Below are 19,052 nucleotides of genomic sequence, written 5' to 3'. Positions count from 1 at the left end.
GGCCGCCGCCGCGAGCAGGACCTCGGGCACCTCGGGCGCCCGCTTCCGCATCGCGGCCACGTAGGCCGGGTCAGCCGACTCGACCCGCACCGCACCGCGAACCCCACCAGTTGCCCGCTGCGCGGGGATCGCCGGCGCGGACGGCGGGGCTTCGGCGAGCCACGCGTCCTTGATCCGGTTCACCTCTCGCAGCTCGGCGTCGTCCGAGCGCTCAGCCGCCCACTGCCGCAGCAGCTCGTCGACTCCGGAGTCCTCGACCATTCTGCCTCCTCGTCGGTCGAAGATCAGCCAATGCAGCGCACCGTATTCGCGGGTACCGGCAACCGCTAGACCCAGGTTCGTCAAAAACCCTGTTACCAGGGCGTTATAGCCCGCATTCCACCCGTTAGGCGCAACCTTGCACGGTTGATGCCACTCTCAGTGATCAGCTTCGCGGGCCGCACCCGCCCTATCCGAACAGGCTCCGGAAGAAGGTGATGACGGCCTCGGCCGCCTCGCGCAGCCACTGCAGGACCTGCCGGACCGCCGCCGCCGACTCGTCGGGCTGAGTGATCAGGAGGAACAGCGCCAGCGCGACAGCGGCCAGCGTGACCACCTTCTTGACGTTCACCGATAGCTCTCCGTCCGTTCGCGGGATGGCGGTGGGCCGCGGGCACGGCCTCGGGGACGCCGGGTCACCGGACATGCTCTCCCATTCACCCGGACGCCGTCCGGCAAACCCGCCCCATCCCACGACCGGCGGCAGGCTTGCGCACTGAGCCACGCCCACCACGCGCCACACATCACCCGAACGGACTATTAAGTGCATTGGTGACCGAACCGATGACGTGGGTAGAGCGCCTCGCTCGCCCCCCTCGGCACGGACATCGGAGTTCCGCGACATCGTCACAACTTCGCCGCAGATCACCCGAATGAGCCGCGCACGCACCGAGCGTGACCACGGTCAGTGGCGGCTGCTCTCATTTACTGGATACTTCCCGTGAATTTCCGCCACCCATTCCCGGCTCACCCGACAACCCCGGCGGCGCGCAGTTCCGCGATGCGGTCCGCCGCCAGCCCCAGCTCGGTCAGCACCTCGTCCGTGTGCTCCCCCGCGGCGGGCGGCGCGCCCGGCGCCTCGGCGGGCGTGCGGTCGAACCTCGGCGCGGGCGCGGGCAGCGGCACGCCCCCGACCTCGACGAACGCGCCGCGGGCCGCGTTGTGCGGATGCTCGCGCACCTCCCCCGGCTCCAGCACCGGCACCAGGCAGGCGTCCGTGCCCTCCGCCAGCGCCGCCCACTCGTCCCTCGTCCGGGTGGCCACCACCTCGGCGATGCGCTGCCGCAGCTCCGGCCAGTTCGCCGGGTCGTGCCTGCTGGGCACGTCGTCCTCGGACAGGCCCAGCACGCTCAGCAGTTCGGCGTAGAACCCCTCCTCCAGCGCGCCGATGCTGACGTGCCCGCCGTCGGCGGTGGCGTAGACGTCGTAGAACGGCGCCCCGCCGTCGAGCAGGTTCTCCCCCCTGCCGCCCCGCCACGCCCCGGCGTTGCGCATCCCGTGCAGGAACGTGGTCAGCAGCGCCGCGCCGTCCACCATGGCCGCGTCCACCACCTGCCCCCGCCCCGAGCGCTCCCGCTCGTACAGCGCGGCCAGCAGCCCCAGCGCCAGCAGCAGCCCGCCGCCGCCGAAGTCGCCGACGAGGTTCAGCGGCACCGTCGGCGGCTGGCCCGCCCGCCCGATCGGGTCCAGCGCGCCCGCCAGCGCGATGTAGTTGATGTCGTGGCCCGCGCGGGCGGCCAGCGGCCCGTCCTGACCCCAGCCGGTCATCCGGCCGTAGACCAGCCGGGGGTTGCGCGCCAGGCAGTGCGCCGGGCCGATGCCCAGCCGCTCGGTCACCCCCGGCCGGAAGCCCTCCACCAGCGCGTCGGCCCGCGCCACCAGGTCCAGCACCAGCGCCGCGCCCGCCGGGTGGCGGATGTCCACGCCGATCGAGCGCCTGCCCCGGCCCAGCGGGTCGCCGGGCACCGCGGGGGCGGCCCCGCCCACCCGGTCCACCCGGATCACCGACGCGCCCAGGTCGGCCAGCACCATGCAGCCGAACGGCGCGGGCGCCAGCCCCGCCAGCTCGACCACCCGCAGCCCCTCCAGCGGCCCGCCCACTAGAGCGACCTCGCGATGATTTCCTTCATGATCTCGTTCGTCCCGCCGTAGATCTTCTGCACGCGCGCGTCCGCCCAGGCCCGCGCGATGGGGTACTCGGTCATGTAGCCATAGCCGCCGAACAGCTGCACGCACCGGTCCACGACCTCGCACAGCTCGTCGGTGGACCACCACTTGGCCATCGCCGCGGTGGGCACGTCCAGCTCGCCCGCCAGGTGCAGCTGGACGCACTCGTCGACGAAGGCGCGGGCCACCCTGGCCTTCGTGGCGCACTCGGCCAGGGTGAACCGGGTGTTCTGGAACTTGATCAGCTCCCGGCCGAACGCGGTGCGCTGCTTGACGTAGGCCAGGGTCAGCTCCACCGCCGCCTCGATGCCCGCCACCGAGGCCACCGCGATGATCAGCCGCTCCTGCGGCAGCTGGCGCATGAGCTGGGCGAAGCCCTGCCCCTGCGCGCCCAGCAGGTTGGCCGAGGGCACCCGCACCTCGTCGAAGAACAGCTCGGCGGTGTCCTGGCCCTTCAGCCCGACCTTGTCCAGCACCCGGCCCCGGCGGAAGCCCGGCGCCCGCGCGGTCTCCACCACCAGCAGCGAGGTGCCCGCCGCGCCCAGGGCTGGGTCGGTCTTGACCACCACGACCACCAGGTCGGCCTGCCCGCCGTTGGTGATGAAGGTCTTCGAGCCGCTGACCACGTAGTCGTCGCCGTCGCGCAGCGCTGTGGTCCTGATGCCCTGCAGGTCCGACCCGGCGCCGGGCTCGGACATGGCGATCGCGCCCACGTGCTCGCCGCTGGCCAGCTTGGGCAGCCAGCGGAGCTTCTGCTCCTCGGTGCCGTAGGCCAGCAGGTAGTGCGCCACGATGCCGCTGTGCACGCTGTTGCCCCAGGAGCTGTCGCCCGCGCGGGCCTGCTCCTCCAGCAGCACGGCCTCGTGCGCGAAGGTGCCGCCGCCCCCGCCGTACTCCTCGGGGACGGACAGGCACAGCAGCCCCAGCTGCCCGGCCTTGGTCCAGAAGTCGCGGTCCACGTGCTTCTGCTCGGCCCAGCGCCGCTGGTGGGGCACCGCCTCCTTCTGGAAGAACGCGCGGGCCAGCTCCCGGAGCTGGTCCAGGTCCTCGGTCATCCAGGCGGAGCGGCGCGTGGGCATGGCACGACGGTGCCACCGGCCGGTCCCCGACGCCATGACCGACGCGCACCGCCTGCCGTCGGGATGGTGAGCGCAAATGTCACTTCGCCCGGTCATGGGCCTGCCGCGCCCGCTTGCCTACCGTGAGGAGCATGAGCGAAGCCTTGATCTTCGACGCGGTGCGCACGCCGCGGGGCCGGGGGAAGCGCGGCTCGCTGCACAGCGTCAAGCCGATCACCCTGGCCTCCGGGGTGCTGGCGGCGCTGGCGCGGCGCAACGACCTGGACACCTCGGCGGTGGACGACGTGGTGTTCGGCGTGGTGACGCCGGTCGGCGAGCAGGGCGCGGACATCGCCCGCACCGCGGTGCTGGCGGCCGGGTGGGACCTGCGGCCCGCGGGCGTGCAGCTCAACCGGTTCTGCGCCTCCGGCCTGGAGTCGGTGAACCTGGCGGCGGCCAAGGTGGCCTCCGGGTTCGAGGACCTGGTGGTGGCGGGCGGTGTGGAGTCGATGTCGCGGGTGCCGATGGGCTCCGACGGCGGCGCGTGGATGGCCGACCCGGAGACCAGCGTGGCCACCCACTTCGTGCCGCAGGGCGTGAGCGCCGACCTGATCGCCACGCTGGAGGGCTTCAGCCGCGAGGACGTGGACGCCTTCGCGCTGCGCTCGCACCAGCGGGCCACGCTGGCCCGCGACAAGGGCCGCTTCGAGCGGTCGCTGGTGCCGGTGGTGGACCAGAACGGCACCGTCGTGCTCGACCACGACGAGGCCATCCGGCCGGAGACCACCATGGCGGGCCTGGCCGCGCTCAAGCCGAGCTTCGCCTTCCCCGGCGAGCTGGGCTTCGACGCGGTGGCCATCGACCGCTACCCCGCCGTCGAGCGCGTCCACCACGTGCACACGCCGGGCAACTCCTCGCAGATCGTCGACGGCGCGGCGGCGGTGCTGATCGGCAACGAGCGGGCGGGCCGCGAGCTCGGCCTGACGCCGAGGGCGCGCGTGCTGGCCACCGCGGTGGTCGGCACCGAGCCGACCATCATGCTCACCGGTCCCGCCCCCGCCTCCCGCAAGGCCCTCGACCGCGCCGGGCTGACCGTGGAGGACATCGACCTGTTCGAGGTCAACGAGGCGTTCTCCGCGGTGGTGCTGCGGTTCCAGCGCGAGCTGGGCGTGCCCGACGAGAAGGTCAACGTCAACGGCGGCGCCATCGCGCTGGGTCATCCCCTGGGCGCCACCGGCTGCATGATCCTGGGCACCCTGCTCGACGAGCTGGAGCGCCAGGACCTGCGCCGCGGGCTGGCCACGCTGTGCGTGGGCGGCGGCATGGGCATCGCGACGATCATCGAGAGGGTCTGATGGCTATCCACTACGAGCGCGACGACGAGGGGATCGTCACCCTCACGATGGACATGTCGGGCTCGGCGAACGTGATGAACGCCGAGTACCAGCAGGCGATGGGCGCGGCGGTGACCCGGCTGGAGGCCGAGCGCGACGAGATCGCGGGGGTCGTGCTGACCTCGGCGAAGAAGACCTTCTTCGCGGGCGGCGACCTGAAGCTGCTCATCGGGATCACGCGGGAGAACGCGGCCGAGGCGCTGGGCTTCGTGGAGGAGGTCAAGGGACAGCTGCGCCGCTTGGAGCTGCTGGGCAGGCCCGTGGTCGCGGCGATCGGCGGCAGCGCGCTGGGCGGCGGCCTGGAGATCGCGCTGGCCTGCCACCACCGCGTGGTGCTCGACGACGACCGCATCCGGCTCGGCCTGCCCGAGGTCACGCTGGGCCTGCTGCCCGGCGGCGGTGGCGTGACCAGGCTGGTGCGGCTGCTGGGCCCGCAGGCCGCGCTGCCGCTGCTGATGGAGGGCAAGCAGCTGCGGCCCGCGCGCGCCGTGCGGGCCGGGTTCGCGCACGAGCTGGCGTCCTCCCGCGAGGAGCTGATCGCCAAGGCGCGCGCGTGGATCAAGGACAACCCGCAGCCGCGGCAGCCCTGGGACGTCAAGGGCCACACCGTGCCGGGCATGAGGTTCGGCGACCCCGGCGTGTACTCGACGCTCAGCGCCGCGCCCGCCGTGCTGCGCAAGAAGACCCACGGCGTGTTCCCGGCCCCGGAGAAGATCCTCGCCGCCGCCGTCGAGGGCGCGCTGGTGGACTTCGACACGGCGTTGAAGATCGAGGCTCGGTACTTCCTGGAGCTGGCCACCGGGCAGGTCGCCAAGAACATGATCGGCACCTTCTGGTTCCAGCTCAACGAGATCGAGGCGGGCGGCTCCCGTCCGTCCGGTGTGGACCGCACGGCGGTGACCAGGGTCGGCGTGCTGGGCGCGGGCATGATGGGCTCGGGCATCGCCGAGGTCAGCGCCAAGGCGGGCGTCGAGGTGGTGCTCAAGGACGTGACGCTGGAGGCGGCGCGGCGCGGCGCGGGTGACACGCCCGGCATCACGCCCACCGACTCCTACGCCGACCTCGCGGGCTGCGACCTGGTCGTCGAGGCGGTGTTCGAGAACCGCGAACTGAAGAACGAGGTGCTGGCCGCGGCGGAGTCGGCCGCCCTGCCGGGCGCGGTGATCGCGTCCAACACCTCGACGCTGCCGATCACCGGCCTGGCGAACGCGGTGACCGACCCGAGCCGGTTCGTCGGGCTGCACTTCTTCTCGCCGGTGCCGAAGATGCGGCTGGTGGAGATCATCCGCGGGGAGAAGACCTCCGACGAGACGCTGGCGCGGGCGTTCGACTACGCGCGGCGGATCGGCAAGACGCCGATCGTGGTCAACGACGGCCGCGGCTTCTACACCTCGCGCACGTTCGGCACCTACGTGACCGAGGCGGTGTCGATGGTCGCCGAGGGCGTGCCGCCCGCGCTGATCGAGAACGTGGCGCGCCGGGCGGGCATGGCCGTGGGCCCGCTGGCGGTGTCCGACGAGGTGACGCTGACGCTGCAGCTGGAGATCCGCGACCAGACGCTGGCCGACGACCCGGACGCGACCGGCGCGCTGGGCGGCCACCCGGCGTTCGCGGTGCTGGAAGAGCTGGTCGCCGAGGGCCGCACCGGCAGGTCCGGCGGGGGCGGGTTCTACGAGTACCCGGAGGGCGGCGAGAAGTTCCTGTGGCCGGGGCTGGCGCGGTACGCGCGCGAGGACGCCGGGGTGACCGAGCGGGACGTGGAGGACCGGCTGCTGTTCATCCAGTCGCTGGAGACCGTGCGGTGCCTGGACGAGGGCGTGCTGACCTCGGTCGGCGACGCCAACGTGGGCAGCGTGCTCGGGTTCGGGTTCGCGCCGTGGAGCGGGGGGACGGCGCAGTTCATCAACTCCTACGGGCTCGGGGAGTTCGTGCAGCGGGCGGACTACCTGGCCGACACCTACGGCGAGCGCTTCCGCCCGCCCGCCTCACTGCGCGAGCGCGCCGCCTCGGGCGAGCACTTCTAAGCCCCTCCCCGCGCCCGCAAGTACTACCCGGCCCGCTCCCACTGGCCGGTAGCTACTACCGGGCGCGGGGACAGCGGTGTCCGAACGCTCGGTTCGGGAGTCAGCGGGTGGGGTTGGTGCGGTAGGCGCCGGGGCTGCTGCCGGTCCAGCGCTTGAAGGCACGGTGGAAAGCGCTTGCCTCGGAGAAGCCCAGGCGCAGCGCCAACTCCTCCACGGACTCGCTGCCGCGCACCAGCGCCGCCACCGCCTGGTCGCGCAGCAGCTGTTCGCGCACCTCGCGGAACGACGTGCCCTCGGCGGCCAGCTTGCGGCGCAGCGTGGGCGCGCTGCAGCCCAGCCGCGCGGCCACGTTCTCCAGCCCCGCCACACCGCTGCCCAGCACCCGCCGCACCTGGCTGGAGGTGTCGGCCCCGTGGTCGCGGCGGGACAGCAGCTCCGCGGGCGAGTTGCGCAGGAACCGGCGCAGCGCCGCCTCGTCCTGCACCACCGGCATCCGCAGGAACCGGGCGTCGAACCGCAGCACGGTCGCGGGCGCGTCGAACCGCAGCGGGCAGCCGAAGATGAGGTGGTACTCGGCGGCGTGCGGCGGTTCGGGGTAGGCCAGGTCCAGGCCCAGCAACGGGATGCGCCTGCCGATCAGCCACGACGAGAACCGGTGCCACAGCACCAGCAGCGACTCCGCCAGGAACCGGTCGGGATCGTCCAGCTCCGCCGTGGACAGGGTGAACCGCGCGACGCCGTCGGCCTCCGCCAACCCCATCGCGGGTTCGACGTCGAACAGCGCGTAGAAGGCCAGTCCGCGGCGCAGCGCGGCTTCCAGCGTGGCGCAGTGCACCGCCAGCAGGCACATGGTGGCGAACGTGCCGCGCTTGCTCGGGCGCGGCGCCAGTCCCATGAACTCGTCGTCGAGGACTTCCCACAGCGCCTGGATCAGCCGGGTGTACTGCTCGGGGGTGACGCGGGCCCGTTCGTCGCCGAGCAGCGCCTCGCCGATGCCCGCTCGCGCCAGCAGCGCGGACAGGTCGTGGCCGTGCCGCGCGGCGCCGCGCAGGGCCGCGGCGACGTAGTGGATGGCGACGGTCCGGGTGAGCATCGGGGACCAGTGTGACAGCCGGAAGCGGCGGCGCGATGTGGGGAGAGAGAAGGTTCCGCGCCGCCGCTCCGGGTGGCTCACCCCAGTGAGCCGACTTCCTCGTCGATGGGGCATCCGCCCGCCCATCGACGAGGGGCGTCCGGTGTGGCGAGTACTACGTTATCTGGTCTAGACCAGATACGTCAATACTACGAAAAGACCATTCGGGACATCATCGTCGATATATTTCCGACAGGTTTCCCGGCTGTTCCGGCGACGCTAACGCAAGCTCTCCGAAAATGTTTCGGGCAGTGCGGGCACTGCGGACGGCCGAATCCGCACTTTTCGTTCACGACAACCACCTTCGTGTTTCCGGAGTTAGCGCGCTCCACCGGTCGCAATGGACGGCGAAAAACACCGGTCCGCATCCGAGGGGCCGGTTCCGATGCACGTGCGGATGACTGTGCCGCTGCTCGTGTGGGGTGCGGCCCGGCCCGACCCGCGGACGAGCCGGGCACGGCGATCCGCGGATCGGGCCGCGCCGCGGGTTAGGGTCGGTGCGTGGAACGAACAGGCCAGGTGGTGGTGGGCGCGCTGATGCTCGGCTGTGCGTTGTTCGGACCGTTCCCGCACCCGGTGCCGCTGTTGTTCGTCATCGCCGCGGTGGGCGCCGCGAACGCCGCCTTCCCGTTGATGCGGACGTTCGGCTCGGCTCTGCTCGGCGGCGTGGCCGCGGCCAGCGTGGGGCTCAGCTCAGTACCGTTCGTGACCTGCTCCACGGAGAAGTTCACGGACGTGTTCACCTGTACGGGTGGGGCGCCGACCTGGCACATGACCGGCACGGTCCTGGTCGCCGGGCTGTCCGGGGCCGGCCTGGTGCTCTCCCGCGCCTCCCGGTCGGCCGACCTGGACCGGCGGCTGGACCAACTGCTGGCCCAGCGCCGGTGACCTCGCCGATCACCCGTCCGGTCAAGGCTCGGTGCGCGGTGGTGAGGTGAACGGGTGGTTGTCCCGATTCAGGCGGGCCAGGCCGGTGGGGATCGGCGCATCGGGCGGTACTGTTCACCCGCTCACGTTGGACTGCGAGGAGGACGGCTGTGCGGGTGCTGTGGGCGACGTGCGGCCTCGCCGTGGCGGCGTCAGCGCTGACCGGTGTGCTCATCGGGGTGTACCTCGACGGGGTGGACGACAAGAAGGCCGACACCCCCGCGTCGACCTGGCTCACGAACAGACCCCAGACGGCGTCGTCCACGACCACGCCGTCGACCAGCACCACGCAGGACCAGGTCTCGACCCAGCCGACCACGACCACCACGTCGCGGAAGCGGACCACCACCGCGGCCCCGCCGCCCCCGGTGGAGGACGGCGGGGGCACCACGACCACCACGCAGACCACCACACCTCCCCCGACGACCACGTCGACCACGACCGCGGCCTGGCCGTGCAGCCCGCTCAACCCGCTGCCGCCGCCCAGTTGCGACAAGAGGTGACCCCGGCCCCGGCGTCCCGGCGGTCGCAGGCCGAAACGCCCGCGTACCCCGGTGGCAACCTGCCGGGGTGACCCTGGGGCGCATGGACCCCACACCGAAGGACTGGCGGCTGCGCGTGCGGCTGGCCGACAGCCCCGGCACGCTGGCCAGGGTGGCCATCCGGCTGGCCGACCGGGACTGCAACGTGCTCGCGCTGTCGGTCATCCCCGTTCCCGGCGGCGTGATCGACGAGCTGGTGGTGCGGACGGCGCCGGGAGTGCTGCCCGCCGACCTGGTCGAGGAAGTCCGCGCCGAAGGCGGGCGCTGCGTCGGCATCACCGCCGCGGACGTGCGCGACCTGGTCGACGCCCCCACCGCCGCGCTGCGGGCCGCCGCGGGCGCCCTGCGCGACCCCGGCGGCCTGTGCGAGGCCCTGCGCGCGGTGCTGGGGGCCGATTCCGTCGTCGTGCGGCCGCACGCCACCGACGTCCTCCCGGACACGCCCACCGGCGGCCACGAGGTCCACCTGGTCGCCGGGAACGGCGTGGCCGTGGTGGCCCGGCGCGGCTGGGCGCCGTTCACCGGCGTCGAGCTGGCCCGCGCGCGGGCGCTGGTCGACCTGCTCGACCGGACCGGCGCGGCGGCGCCCCGGCCGACCGCGCTGCTCACCGGGGACGGCGTGGCGCTGGTGCTGCGCCCCGGCGGCGCGGGCGACGAGGCGGCCGTGGCCGAGCTGCGCGGGCGCTGCTCGATGCGCACCCTGTTCGACCGCTGCCACTCCGGGGTGCGCACGGTGCCCCGGCGCTGGCTGCACCGGCTGCTCGAACCGCCGCGCGGCACCACCGTGCTGGCGCAGTGCGCGGACCGGGTGGTGGCGCTGGGCCAGCTGATCCGCACCGCCACCCCGGACACCGCCGAGGTCTCGCTGCTGGTGGAGGACGCCTGGCAGGGCCGGGGCGTGGGCACCGCGCTGCTGGCCGAGCTGGCCCGCACCGCGCGCGCCGCGGGCTACCGGGAGCTGGTCGGCTGGTGCCCGCCCGCCGAGACCGCCCTGGTGCGCACCGCCCACCGCGCCGGGCTGGACGTCGCGGTGCGGCGGGAGGACGGCCTGCGGCGGGTTTCGATCACCCCGGCGGGCGTGCCGCCCGAGCCGGGGGAAGGGGTCGCCCATACCGGTGCACCGCTCCCCTCCACCGCCGGGAGTCCCGAAGCCGCGTCGCGGTCGGCGAACCGCCCAATACCTGGGAATTCAGGGTGCGACGTGAGACACGGCCCCGCCCTGGAACCGCTCCCGAACCACTTGCCTGCGGCTAAGCTGGAGGGCCGGTGACGACCTTCGAGGAGTGGTGCCCGTGTCCGTCCAATCGCACCCAGGTGCTCGGCCGACGCTGGAAGACGTGGCGGCCAGGGCCGGGGTTTCGCGGGCGACGGCGTCACGGGTGCTCAACGACTCCCCCAGGGTGAGCCCGGAGGCGCAGGAGGCGGTCACCGCGGCGGTCACCGCGCTGGGCTACCAGCCCAACCGGGCCGCCCGCGCGCTGGTCACCCGGCGCACCGGCGCGGTCGCGGTGCTGTTCTCCGAACCCGAGCCCAAGATCTTCGACGACCCGCACTTCGCCTGGCTGATCCGCGCCGCCGCGCGGGCGCTGGCCGACGCGGACGTGCAGATGGTGCTGATGCTGGTGCACTCGCCCCGCGACCAGGCGCGCGCCGAGCGGTTCCTGGCGGGCGGGCACGTCGACGGCGCGCTGATGTTCGCGCCGCACAAGGGTGATCGGCTGCCCGCCATCGCGCGCAAGCTGCCGCTGCCGGTGGTCTACGCGGGCAGGCCGTGGGGCCCGCTGCGCGGGCTGCACCTGGTCGACCACGACAACCAGGGTGGCGGCGCGCTGGCCACCGAGCACCTGATCTCGTTGGGGCGCAAGCGGATCGGCACGGTCACCGGGCCGCTGGACGAGCTCTCCGCGATCGACCGGCTGGCCGGGTGGCGGGCCGCGACCGGCGCCGACGACGAGACCACCGCGCTGCTGGCCGAGGAGGGCGGGTTCTCCCGCGAGGGCGGCAAGCGCGCGATGGCCGCGCTGCTGGAGCGGGCGCCGGACCTGGACGCGGTGTTCGTGGCCAGCGACCTGATGGCCGCGGGCGCGCTGGACGCGCTGCGGGAAGCCGGGAAGCGGGTTCCCGACGACGTGGCGGTGGTGGGCTTCGACGACCACCCGATGATCGCCCCGCACACCGTGCCGCCGCTGACCAGCGTTCGGCAGGACACCGGCGACCAGGTGCGGCACATGGTGGAGCACCTGCTGCGACTGCTGCGCGACGAGCCGGTGCGGGCGCGCCGCGAGGTGCTGCCGACGGTGCTGGTGCGGCGCGAGAGCGCTTGAGCGGGGCTCCCCGGCAGGGAGGGGAGCCCCGCTCCGCCGGTCAGCTCACCTGGTAGCCCTCGGCGGGCACCGCGTTGCGGTCGATCACGCGCGCCAGCGCGCGCCCGCTGTCCTTGACCGTGCGGACCTGCGTGTCGTAGTCCACGTGCACGATCCCGAACCGCTGGCTGTACCCGGCGGCCCACTCGAAGTTGTCCAGCAGCGACCACGCCAGGTACCCGCGCACGTCCGCGCCGCGCTCCACCGCCCGGTGCACCGCGCGCAGGTGGTCGAGCAGGTAGCGGGTGCGCTCCGGGTCCGCGACGCGGCCGGCGTCGACCACGTCGGGGAACGCCGAGCCGTTCTCGGTCACCACGACCGGCACGCCCGCGGCCTCGGTGCCCAGCCGCACCAGCAGCTCGGTGAACGCCTCGGCGTTCTGCTCCCAGCCGAACCCGGTCAGCTCGCCCCTGGGCGGCAGCAGCTCCACGCCGCGCAGACCGGGGTGCGGCCCGTCGGTCACCACGTGCGCGCCCGCGGGCGCGACGCGGCTGGGGCTGTAGTAGTTGACCCCCAACCAGTCCAGCGGCGCGCCGATGACCTCCTGGTCGCCGTCGCGCACCAGGCCGTCCCAGTCCACCACCCACGAGGTGTCGGCCAGCACGTCGGCCGGGTAGCCGCGGCCCATCACCGCGTCCAGCCACAGCCGGTTCTGCAGGCCGTCGACCTTGCGGACCGCCTCGCGCGAGGCCTCGTCGTCCCGGTCGGCCAGCACGGTGCTCAGGTTGAGCACGATGGACAACCGCTGGTCGTCACCGGCCTGGGCGCGCATCGCCCGCATCGCCAGGCCGTGGCCCAGCAGCAGGTGGTGCGCCGCCGTCAGCGCCGCCGCCGGGTCCGCGACGCCCGGCGCGTGGACGCCGTTGCCGTAGCCCAGGAACGCCGAGCACCACGGCTCGTTGAGCGTGCTCCACAGCTTCACCCGGTCCGACAGGTGCTCGTGCACCAGCGCCGCGTAGTCGGCGAACCGGTGAGCGGTCTCCCGCGACCGCCAACCGCCCTGGTCCTCCAGTCCCTGCGGCAGGTCCCAGTGGTAGAGCGTGGCGATGGGCTGGATGCCGCGGTCGAGCAGCGAGTCCACCAGCCGGTCGTAGAAGGCCAGCCCGCGCGGCTCGACGCGCCCGGAACCGGTGGGCTGGACGCGCGGCCAGGCCACCGAGAACCGGTACGCGGCCAGGCCGAGCTCGGCCATCAGCGCGACGTCGTCGGCGTAGCGGTGGTAGTGGTCGCAGGCCGGTTCCCCGGTGTCGCCGCCCAGCACCTTGCCCGGTGTGGCGGCGAAGGTGTCCCAGATGGACGGTCCCCGGCCGTCCTCGGTGGTGGCCCCCTCGATCTGGAACGACGCGGTGGCCGCCCCCCAGAGGAAGTCCGGCGGGAAGCGCAGGACGTCCTGACCGACCTCGGTGGCCGGGTCGGTTGCGGTCATGTGGTCACCCCTTCACAGCACCCTGCATGATGCCGCCGACGATCTGGCGCGCCAGCAGGATGAAGATCCCGACGACCGGCAGCACCGCGAGCGACGCGCCGGAGAGCATGAGCGAGTAGTCCGTGTAGTAGCCGCTGGCCAGCGTGGAGAGCGCGACCTGCACGGTCGGGCTGTCGTTGGGGTCCAGCACGATCAGCGGCCAGAAGAAGTCGTTCCAGGCGGTCATGAACGTGAACATGCCCATCACCGCGGCCTGCGGGCGCACCGCCGGGAACGCCACGTGCCAGAAGGTGCGCAGCACCGAGCACCCGTCCACCCGCGCCGCTTCGATCAGCTCGTAGGGCACGGACTCCTCGCACGCCTGGCGCATCCAGAACACCGAGAACGCGCCGATCAGCGCGGGCACGATGACCGCTTGCAGCGTGCCGTACCAGTCCAGGTCCGACATCAGCATGTAGAGCGGGATGACGCCGAGCTGGGTGGGCACCATCGAGGTGCCGATCACGACCAGGAACAGCGCGTTGCCGCCCTTGAAGCGCAGGCGCGCGAAGGCGAACCCGGCCAGCGTGCCCAGCACGACGTTGCTGATCGCCACGGTGCCCGCGACCACCAGCGAGTTCTGCATGGCCAGCCAGAAGTCCACGGTGTCGAAGACCCGGCCCAGGTTCTCGAAGAGGTTGCCGCCGGGCACCAGCGAGGGCACGGCGTCGCCCAGCGCGGAGTTGTCCTTGCTGGCGATCAGGAACGAGTAGTACAGCGGGAACACCGACGCCAGCAGCACCACGACCAGCAGCGCGTAGACGAACGGGCCCGCGTGGGCGACCGAGAAGCGGCTCGGCCTGCGAGCGGTTGCGATGGCCACGACCGTCACCCCTTCGACGCGATGCGCCGCGTCAGCGTGAAGTTGACCACCGCCACCAGCAGGATGATCATGAAGAGCACCCAGGCGATCGCGGAGGAGTAGCCCGCGTCGAAGAGCCGGAAGCCCTTCTCGTACAGGTACATCACCAGCGTCTGGAACTGCCGGTCGGTGCCGCCGGTGCCGGTGGCCGTGCCGCCGGGGTCGAACAGCTGCGGCTCGACGAACAGCTGCAGGCCGCCGATGGTGGACACGATGGCGGTGAACATGATCGTGGGTCGGATGCTGGGCACCGTGATGGACCAGAAGGTGCGCCACCGCGACGCGCCGTCGAGCATCGCCGACTCGTACATGTCCTTGGGCACCGACTGCATGGCGGCCAGGTAGATCAGCGCGTTGTAGCCGGTCCACCGCCACATCACCATCGAGCTGATGGCCAGGTGCGAGGCCCACGTCTCGGCCCGCCAGTCGACCGGGTCGACGCCGACCAGGCCGAGCAGGAAGTTGATGATGCCGAAGTCGCGGCCGAACAGCTGCGCGAACACCAGCGCCACCGCGGCCACCGAGATGACGTTGGGCAGCAGCACGCCCGCGCGCCAGAACGCCCGGCCGCGCAGGCCGCGGTCCAGCAGCGCGGCCAGGCCCAGCGCGGCCAGCAGCTGCGGGAAGGTGGAGAGCACGAACAGGCTGACGGTGTTGCCCAGCGCGTTCCAGAAGTGCTGGTCGGCCAGCAGCTCGGTGTAGTTGGCCAGGCCGACGAAGCCCTGGTCGCCGTCGATGAGCTGCCAGTCGTGCAGCGAGACCCAGGCGGTGTAGAGCAGCGGGTACAGCCCGAAGATCCCGAACACCACGAAGAACGGCGCGATGATCAGGTAGGGCGTGACCTTCAGGTCCCACCACCCCAAGCGAAGGCGCCACGGCTGCCGCGCGGCGCGCGGCGGCGGGACGGGGCGCTTGGTCCCCGTCCCGCTGCTCCGTGCCGGTGCGACGGTCACTTGGCGGCGTCCCGCGCTTCCCCGAGGGCCTGCTGGAACGCCTCGTCGGCGGTCTGCTTGCCGGTCTCCACCCGGTTGAGGGCGTTGTTGAACACCAGCGTGACCGGGGCGTCCTTGGTGCCGCGGTAGGTGGGCTTGAGGTTCTCCGCGGAGGTGCCGAAGATCTGGCCGACCGGGGCGGCGTTGAAGTACTCGTTGACCGTCGCGGTGACTTCGGGGTCCTTGAACGCGGCGGGCTCGCTGGGCAGGTTGCCGGTCTCCTTGAAGATGCGCTTCTGCTGCTCCGGCGCGGTCAGCCACTTGGCCAGCTCGTAGGACTCCTTGGGGTGCTTGCCCTGCTTGGGCACCGCGAGGAAGGAGCCGCCCCAGTTGCCGCCGCCACCGGGCGCGGCCGCGATGTCCCACTTGCCCGCCGCCTCGTCACCGGCGCCCGCCTTGATCAGCGCCAGCGCCCAGGCCGGGCAGGTGGTGGTGGCGAAGGAAGCCTGCTTCAGCGCGACGTTCCAGTCCTGGCTGAACGGGGTGAGCGCGCTGGTCTGCTTCTTCTCGCCCAGCGACGCGGCGAGCTTGAACGCCTGCGCCACCTTGGGGTTGGTGTCGGCGATGTAGGAGTCGTCGGCCTTGGCGAAGTAGCCCTCCTCGGTCTGGTCGAGGGCGGCCTTGAAGACGTTCTGCGCGGCGTCGACGAACTTGACGTCGGGCTTCTTGGCGGTGAACTGGTCGGCGACCTTGACGTAGTCCTCCCAGGTCGGCCACAGCTCGCCGACCGCCTCGCGGTCGGTGGGCAGCCCGGCGGCCTCGAACAGGTCGCGCCGGTAGCACAAGGCGAGGCTGCCCATGTCGGTGCCCAGGCCCAGCACGAAGTCGCCGTCGGTGCCCTGGGCCCACTTCCAGGGGGTCCACTGGCTTTGCAGTTCCTTGGCGCCGTAGTCGGCCAGGTTGACGAACTTGTCCTTGGACTGGCGGAACTGGGCGATGTTGCCCTCTTCGATGGCCACGATGTCCGCGGCGCCGCGCCCACCGGCCAGCTGGGTGGCCAGCTGCGTGTGGTGCTGCTCCATCTTGACCTTGCGCTGCTCGATCTCGATGCCGGGGTGCGCGGCCTGGTACTCCTTGATCAGGTTGTCGTACCCGAAGTCGGAGAAGAGGCCGATGGAGAGCTTGATCTTCCCGTCGTCCCCGGCTCCACCTCCCCCGCAAGCCGCCGCTGCGGTCGCCGCCAAGGCGATCGCGACCGCCTTGCTGACCCGAGTCCTGCTCATCCGTCCTCCTCGACGCGCCCACCGGACCTCGCCCGATGCATGAGAGCGCTCTCACGGTCGTGGCGAGGGGCGGGGGTGTCAAGCGGAAGACGTGTGGTCGACACCGGTTCGTAACTTTTGCGGACGGGGTGGCCCGGCCCTCGCCCGGGCCACCCCGCACCCGGTTAGAGGGCCCGCGGGCGCGTATGGGACGCGCGGGCGCGATGCGACGTGGGTCACAGAGAAAAATCCGGGGTGGTGAGCGGGAAAACGCTCACCCACCCCGGATCTCGATGTCGGGTGGTGGTTAGCGGCCCCGTGGGAGGGGGCGGGTGGTACTTGCCGACGGGGTCAGGCTTCGGCCATGCCCGCGACGACGGAGGTCCGGGCCGCGCGGCGGGCGGGCAGCGCGGCGGCGACCACCGCGGCGACCACCGCGGCCGCGAGCATGACGCCGATCTGGTCGAACGGGACGGTGAACGCCACGTCCATGTCGTCGTTGCCGATCGCCTCGATGAGCACCCAGCCGAACCCGATGCCCAGCACCAGCCCCAGCGCCGCGCCCATCAGCGCCATCAGGATCGATTCCACCACCAGCATCAGCCGCAACTGCCCCCTGGTCAGGCCCAGCGCGCGCAGCAGCGCCGATTCTCTGGTGCGCTCCAGCACCGACAGGGTCAGCGTGTTGGCGATGCCGAACAGCGCGATCACCACGGCCAGGCCGATCAGCGCCCACACGAACGCCAGCACCTGGTCCAGCTGGGAGCTCAGCTGCGCCTTGGTCTCGGCGGCGCTGTCGACCACGGCCAGCGGCGAGGTGTCGGCGACCTTCTCCACCGCCGCACGACCGTCGGTGACCCCCGGCTTGAGCTTGACCATGATCGACTCGTAGCCGTCCAGCTTCGGGTCGACGCCGGTCGCGGTCTCCAGCGTCATGATGCCGTTGGCCAGGTTCTGCCCGCTGACCACGGCGACCACCGACAGCGTGGTGGAGTCGCCGTCGAGCACCGACACCACCGCGGTGTCGCCCACCGACAGGCCCTCCCGCTTGGCGTACTGGGCGCTGAGGGCGATCTTGCCCTCGCCCAGCGCGTCCAGCGAGCCCGACTCCACCTTCAGCCGCACCAGGTCGCCCAGCGCGTCCTTGGGCACACCGGTGAAGTAGCTGCCCCTGCCGTACACGGTGACCGTCGGCGCCACGCGGGCGACCTCGGGCAGCGCGGCGAGGTCGGTGGCCAACTGGCGCGGCAGCATCCGGTCGAACACCGCGGAGTTGACCGTGTAGTCCGCCGGGAAGCGCTCGTCCACCTGCGCGTTGGCGGTCTCCTTGGCGCTGGTGGCCACCACGGTCACGGTGGCCACGATGGTCACGCCGATCATCAGCGCGGCGGTGGTCGCCGCGGTGCGCTTGGGGTTGCGGCCCGCGTTGGCCGAGGCCAGCTTGGCCGGGACGCCGAACAGCGCCCTGGGCAGCACGCCGAGCACCCGGTTGACCGGGCCGACCAGCAGCGGCCCCAGCACGACCGCCGCGCCCAGCAGCGCCATCGTGCCCGCGCCCGCGATGATCATCGCGGCCTCCTCGTCCTGCATCCGCAGGCCCAGCACCACACCGCCCAGGCCGACCAGGACCAGCAGCACCGCGGACAGCGTGCGCAGCAGGCCGGTGCGGGCGACCTCGTCCCCGCTGTCGGGCTGGCTGCGCAGCGCGGCCACCGGCGGCACCGAGGTCGCCTTGCGGGCGGGCAGCACCGCGGCCAGCACGGTCACCAGCACACCGACGCCGAACGCGGCCAGCACGGTGGTGGGGGCCAGCGGCAGCAGGACTTCCGCGTCGCTGCCGTCGATGGAGGAGATGATCTTCTGCAGCCCGGCGGAGACGCCGATCCCGCCCAGCAGGCCGAGCACCGAGGCCACCAGGCCCATGACCGCGGCCTCGGCCAGCACGCTGCGGAAGACCTGGCCCCGGCTGGCGCCCACGCAGCGCATCAGCGCCAGCTCCCTGGTGCGCTGGGCGACCAGGATGGTGAAGGTGTTGTAGATGACCATGGCGGCGACCACGAGCGCGATCACCGCGAACGCCAGCAGGACCGAGGTGAACTCGGCCGCCCTGGAGTTGATCGACGCCAGCGACTCGGCGGTCAGCTGCTCACCGGTCTTGACCTCGAAGCCCTGCTCGCCGAGGACCTGGCGGACGCTGTCGGCCGCCTGCTGCTGGGAGACCCCGGCGGCGGCGGTGGCGACCAGCCCGTAGGGCACCTCGTCGGGGCTGATCACCCGGATCTGCTCGGGCGGCAGCACGACGTGCTCGTAGCCGCCGACCGACAGCGGGCTCGCGCCCTGGCGGTAGGTGCCCACCAGCGTGTACTCGTGCTTCCGCTCGCCCTCGCCCAGCAGGGTGATCCGCTGCCCGATGGCGAGCTTGGCCGAGGTCAGCGTGCGCACGTCGACCGCGATCTCACCCGCGCCGTCGGGGAACCGGCCCTCGACGAGGTCGAACTCGCGCAGCTCCGGCGTGCTCGCCAGGCTGTCGACCGAGGCGGGTCGCGCCTTGCCGTCGCCGCCCAGCAGCGGGACCGAGGTTTGCATCCGCACGTCGGCGCCCGCGATGCCGGGCGTTTTCCGCACCGCCTCAAGGGTTTCCTGGGTGATGCCGCGCGGGTTGGGGTTGTCCCCTGGGCCGGCGCCGACGTCGATGCCGCGGGCGTTCTTGGCGAACTCGTCGCGCAGGCTGGCCGCCATCGCGTCGCCGAGCACCAGGGTGCCGGTGACGAACGCGACGCCGAGCGCGATGGCGATGGAGGACAGCACCAGTCGCGCCGTGCGGGCCTTGAGGCCCGCGATGATGGTGCGCAGCATCGATCAGGCTCCCAGGTGCTTCAGCGCGGA

15 protein-coding genes and 1 pseudogene are annotated in these 19,052 nt (G+C 72.4%); 6 read left to right on the top strand and 10 right to left on the bottom strand.

Annotated features, from left to right (window positions below):
- The 4 genes and pseudogenes from IEZ00_RS36445 to IEZ00_RS11265 all read right to left on the bottom strand — a co-directional run.
- Positions 1–261: pseudogene (locus IEZ00_RS36445) on the bottom strand (helix-turn-helix transcriptional regulator); the annotation flags it as partial.
- A gap of 187 nt (positions 262–448) precedes the next feature.
- Positions 449–610, bottom strand: coding sequence for a hypothetical protein (locus tag IEZ00_RS11275; RefSeq protein ID WP_189223125.1), 162 nt, complete (start codon positions 608–610; stop codon positions 449–451).
- A 395-nt stretch (positions 611–1,005) separates the two neighbouring features.
- Positions 1,006–2,139: a CaiB/BaiF CoA transferase family protein gene (locus IEZ00_RS11270; protein ID WP_189223124.1), complete on the bottom strand. Its 1,134-nt coding sequence runs from the start codon at positions 2,137–2,139 to the stop codon at positions 1,006–1,008.
- Positions 2,139–3,284 (bottom strand): acyl-CoA dehydrogenase family protein, encoded by a 1,146-nt coding sequence (locus IEZ00_RS11265; RefSeq protein ID WP_189223123.1) that lies wholly within the window; start codon positions 3,282–3,284, stop codon positions 2,139–2,141. Before IEZ00_RS11265 ends, IEZ00_RS11270 begins: the two co-directional genes overlap by 1 nt.
- 131 nt (positions 3,285–3,415) lie before the next feature.
- Between IEZ00_RS11265 and IEZ00_RS11260 the strand changes: the two genes are divergently transcribed.
- Together IEZ00_RS11260 and IEZ00_RS11255 are read left to right on the top strand one after the other, a co-directional pair.
- A complete protein-coding gene (locus tag IEZ00_RS11260) occupies positions 3,416–4,618 on the top strand; it encodes an acetyl-CoA C-acetyltransferase (RefSeq protein WP_189223122.1) in 1,203 nt (400 codons plus the stop codon).
- Complete coding sequence (locus IEZ00_RS11255) at positions 4,618–6,681, top strand: 3-hydroxyacyl-CoA dehydrogenase NAD-binding domain-containing protein (protein WP_189223121.1); 2,064 nt, start codon at positions 4,618–4,620, stop codon at positions 6,679–6,681. Before IEZ00_RS11260 ends, IEZ00_RS11255 begins: the two co-directional genes overlap by 1 nt.
- Before the next feature lie 100 nt (positions 6,682–6,781).
- Here IEZ00_RS11255 and IEZ00_RS11250 read toward each other — a convergent pair whose 3' ends face one another.
- Positions 6,782–7,774, bottom strand: a complete 993-nt coding sequence (locus tag IEZ00_RS11250; RefSeq protein ID WP_189223120.1) for an AraC family transcriptional regulator — start codon at positions 7,772–7,774, stop codon at positions 6,782–6,784.
- Between the two features lie 540 nt (positions 7,775–8,314).
- Here IEZ00_RS11250 and IEZ00_RS11245 point away from each other — a divergent pair.
- The 4 genes from IEZ00_RS11245 to IEZ00_RS11230 all read left to right on the top strand — a co-directional run bounded on the left by IEZ00_RS11245 (position 8,315) and on the right by IEZ00_RS11230 (position 11,606).
- Positions 8,315–8,701 (top strand): hypothetical protein, encoded by a 387-nt coding sequence (locus IEZ00_RS11245; protein WP_189223119.1) that lies wholly within the window; start codon positions 8,315–8,317, stop codon positions 8,699–8,701.
- A gap of 149 nt (positions 8,702–8,850) precedes the next feature.
- Positions 8,851–9,243 (top strand): hypothetical protein, encoded by a 393-nt coding sequence (locus tag IEZ00_RS11240; protein WP_189223118.1) that lies wholly within the window; start codon positions 8,851–8,853, stop codon positions 9,241–9,243.
- An 82-nt stretch (positions 9,244–9,325) separates the two neighbouring features.
- Positions 9,326–10,552, top strand: a complete 1,227-nt coding sequence (locus IEZ00_RS11235) for a GNAT family N-acetyltransferase (RefSeq protein WP_189223117.1) — start codon at positions 9,326–9,328, stop codon at positions 10,550–10,552.
- A gap of 22 nt (positions 10,553–10,574) precedes the next feature.
- Positions 10,575–11,606: a LacI family DNA-binding transcriptional regulator gene (locus IEZ00_RS11230; protein WP_189223116.1), complete on the top strand. Its 1,032-nt coding sequence runs from the start codon at positions 10,575–10,577 to the stop codon at positions 11,604–11,606.
- Positions 11,607–11,646: 40 nt separating this feature from the next.
- On the opposite strand, the gene IEZ00_RS11225 is transcribed toward IEZ00_RS11230, so the two are convergent.
- The 5 genes from IEZ00_RS11225 to IEZ00_RS11205 all read right to left on the bottom strand — a co-directional run bounded on the left by IEZ00_RS11225 (position 11,647) and on the right by IEZ00_RS11205 (position 19,022).
- Positions 11,647–13,071, bottom strand: a complete 1,425-nt coding sequence (locus IEZ00_RS11225) for a GH1 family beta-glucosidase (protein ID WP_189223115.1) — start codon at positions 13,069–13,071, stop codon at positions 11,647–11,649.
- A gap of 4 nt (positions 13,072–13,075) precedes the next feature.
- Entirely contained in the window at positions 13,076–13,942 is an 867-nt protein-coding gene (locus tag IEZ00_RS11220) for a carbohydrate ABC transporter permease (protein WP_373293102.1), read from the bottom strand.
- A complete protein-coding gene (locus IEZ00_RS11215) occupies positions 13,939–14,835 on the bottom strand; it encodes a carbohydrate ABC transporter permease (protein ID WP_229795418.1) in 897 nt (298 codons plus the stop codon). The genes IEZ00_RS11220 and IEZ00_RS11215 overlap by 4 nt, the downstream gene beginning before the upstream one ends.
- Positions 14,836–14,921: 86 nt before the next feature.
- Positions 14,922–16,187 (bottom strand): extracellular solute-binding protein, encoded by a 1,266-nt coding sequence (locus IEZ00_RS11210; RefSeq protein WP_189223114.1) that lies wholly within the window; start codon positions 16,185–16,187, stop codon positions 14,922–14,924.
- 330 nt (positions 16,188–16,517) lie between these two features.
- Positions 16,518–19,022, bottom strand: coding sequence for an ABC transporter permease (locus tag IEZ00_RS11205; protein WP_189223113.1), 2,505 nt, complete (start codon positions 19,020–19,022; stop codon positions 16,518–16,520).
- Positions 19,023–19,052: the final 30 nt, after the last annotated feature.

This window comes from Saccharothrix coeruleofusca, from assembly GCF_014648515.1.
Taxonomy (GTDB): Bacteria; Actinomycetota; Actinomycetes; order Mycobacteriales; family Pseudonocardiaceae; genus Actinosynnema; species Actinosynnema coeruleofuscum.
This window is presented reverse-complemented; position numbering and strand designations above follow the sequence as displayed.